General features: G+C 43.1%; 2 protein-coding genes. Both read right to left on the reverse strand.

Going from position 1 to position 2,913, the window contains the following annotated elements:
• Positions 1-467 (reverse strand): homoserine kinase (locus ACESK1_RS12830; protein WP_372920574.1); only part of this gene is annotated, 467 nt, incomplete at its 3' end.
• 3 nt (positions 468-470) lie between these two features.
• A partial coding sequence (gene thrA, locus ACESK1_RS12835; protein WP_372920575.1) for a bifunctional aspartate kinase/homoserine dehydrogenase I occupies positions 471-2,913 on the reverse strand: 2,443 nt, incomplete at its 5' end.

A 2,913-nucleotide genomic window follows, 5' to 3' on the forward strand; every position in this document is an offset into this window, starting at 1 on the left:
GGCTCGTAACTTTTTACCAGGCTAAAACCTCCAAGCAAAGCAGGTGCAACATTATCGGCGTGGGCATTTCCGCTGGCCAGGCGCTCTCCTTCCATTGCGAATTTTATCAACTCATTTTGGCTAAATGGAGAACCGAGTAATTTGTTCACGCCATATACAGCCCCGGCCGCGCTGGCTGCACTACTTCCAATTCCACTTCCGGCTTTGATTCTTTTATCTATCTCAATATCAAAACCCTGGGAACTCTTAACTGCATCGAGTAAAGCTTTTGCGGCCACTCCGGCGACATTCTGGTCTGTTTCCAGAGGCAGGTACTGTCCCGTTATCTTTGTTATCCTTAGTTCCCCCAGATCGTTTTTCCTGACAGTCATTTCATCACCTACATTTTCAAGACAACATCCCAGCACATCAAAGCCACAGGAAAGGTTAGCGACCGTTGCAGGTGCAAAAATTTTAAGTTTTTCCATGGCCTATTTTTTTCCTATTCGTATCACATCGGCAAATATTCCCGAAGCCGTAACATCGGCACCGGCACCGGCGCCTTTTACGATGAGGGGTTGCTCCGGGTAACGTTCAGTAAAAAATAAAACGATATTATCGCTTCCACTTAAATTATAAAAAGGATGTTCAGGTCCCACTTCCTGCAATCCCACCTGGGCTTTGTCATTTTCAAGCTGGGCTACATATTTTAACTGCGCCCCATTCTTTTCGGCCTTGTTATAAATATCCTTAAATTTTTGCTCATCGCTTTCAAGCAGTGAAAAGAACTCCTCATTATTTTCTGAATCCAAGGCTTCATCAGACAGGAAGTTTTTCTTCTCAATATCGTTTAATTCAAGTTTTAACCCAGTTTCCCGAGCCAGAATGAGGATCTTGCGGGCAACATCTACCCCGCTGAGATCGATTTTTGGGTCGGGCTCTGTGTAGCCTTCCTTCATAGCCATTTCTACGGTTTTGTAAAAAGCTGTACTGCCATCATAATTATTGAAAACAAAATTCAAACTTCCGGAAAGCACTGCCTGAATTTTCTTAACCTGATCGCCGGAAGCAACAAGGTTCTTTAGAGTATCGATAATGGGAAGGCCTGCCCCGACATTGGTCTCATACATGAAGGACGCTCCATATTCCCGGGATAAGTCCTGTAATTCCTGGTAATTCAAATAATCATCAGCACATGCGATCTTATTGCAGGTAACCACCGAAATGGAATTCGCCAGGTAATGTTTATACCAGGAAGAGATTTCGGCACTCGCCGTATTATCTACAAAAATACTGTTACGTAAATTCAGCTGCTGTACCTTCTCGAAGAAAGCTTTCTTATCTGCCGGCTTCCCGTTCTCCAATTCATTTTTCCAGTTTTTCAGAGCTATCCCGTCTTCCTTAAAGACCATCTTCTTTGAATTAGAAAGCCCCAGTACCCTTACTTTTAATCTAAGCTTTTCCAGAAGATAACTCTCTTGTTTCTCAAGTTGGGCCAGTAATTTACCTCCTACATTCCCCACACCCGTGATAAATAGGTTAAGTTCCTTTGAGGGCACCTCAAAGAATTGTTCATGCAGGGTATTCAGGGCTTTCTTCACATCTTTTTTAGCGATCACCGCTGAAATATTTCTTTCCGAAGAACCCTGGGCAATAGCCCTGATATTGATATTGTTATTTCCAAGAGCACTGAACATTTTTCCGCTAAGGCCATGGTGACTCTTCATCCGGTCTCCCACCAGGGCGACAATAGCAACATTTTCCTCAATGGTAACTGGTTTGATCTTTTTATACTGAATTTCCACCTCAAAAGCCTCGTCCAAAGCTTCTTTGGCCTTTTTAGCTTCATCGTCTTTCACTGCCACACAAATACTGTGTTCAGAAGAAGCCTGGGTGATAAGCACTACATTGATATTCTCCTGGAAGAGAACCTCGAAGAAACGCTTGGAAAACCCTGGTATCCCAACCATGCCACTACCTTCTATATTAATAAGTTTAATGGAATCGATATGAGTTATGCCGGTAACCCAGCGGAAATTTTCTTTACTGGATCTTGAGATCAGAGTTCCGGGCTCATCGGGACTAAAAGTGTTTTTAATATGTATTTTGATCTGCTTTTCAATCAAAGGCTGGAGGGTTGGCGGATACAGTACTTTAGCCCCAAAATGCGAAAGTTCCATAGCCTCCTCGTAGGAAATTTTGTCGAGGGAATAGGCTTGAGGAACTATCATGGGGTTAGCGGTGTACATGCCGTTCACATCTGTATAAATAAGGACTTTTTTGGTATCCAGGGCAGCAGAAAATATCGCTGCGGTAAAATCGGAGCCCCCTCGTCCAAGAGTGCTGGGCACACCTTCATCGTTCCTGGCCACAAATCCCGGCGCTACAAATAGGCCTTTGGGTTTACCCCTAAAAAACTCTTCAATATTTTTATAGGTTCGGGCGTAATTCACCTGCACTTTTTCATTGGTATTACGGCAAACGATAAGCTCCCGGGAATCAACAAAAGTGGTATTGATCCCCTTACTTTTAAAATAAGCATTTATAATTAGCGAGGAAAGGATCTCCCCAAAACCCGAAACCACATGTCTGGTCTTATTAGAAAGTTCATTTAGTAAATAAACCCCCTCATATAAGGTTTCCAACCGATTAAACTCAGTTTTTACTTTGCTTAAGACCGCGCTTTGTTCATTTACGGGAATGAGCTCCCTCCCTGCATCAAGGTGTCGTTTCTCGTTTCTTTTAAGAATAGATTTATAGGTTGTATCTTCTTTCTCTGCCAGCTCTGCCATTTCAAGCAAGTCATTGGTGACCCCTCCAAAGGCAGAAAAGACTACAAGAGTGGAATCTTTTTTTAGGTGTTTTTCTACGGTTTCGGCAACCAGTTTTATACGAGCAGGTGATGCCAGGGATGATCCCCCGAATTTAAGGACA

The sequence above is a fragment of the Salegentibacter sp. genome, from assembly GCF_041642575.1.
Taxonomy (GTDB): Bacteria; Bacteroidota; Bacteroidia; order Flavobacteriales; family Flavobacteriaceae; genus Salegentibacter.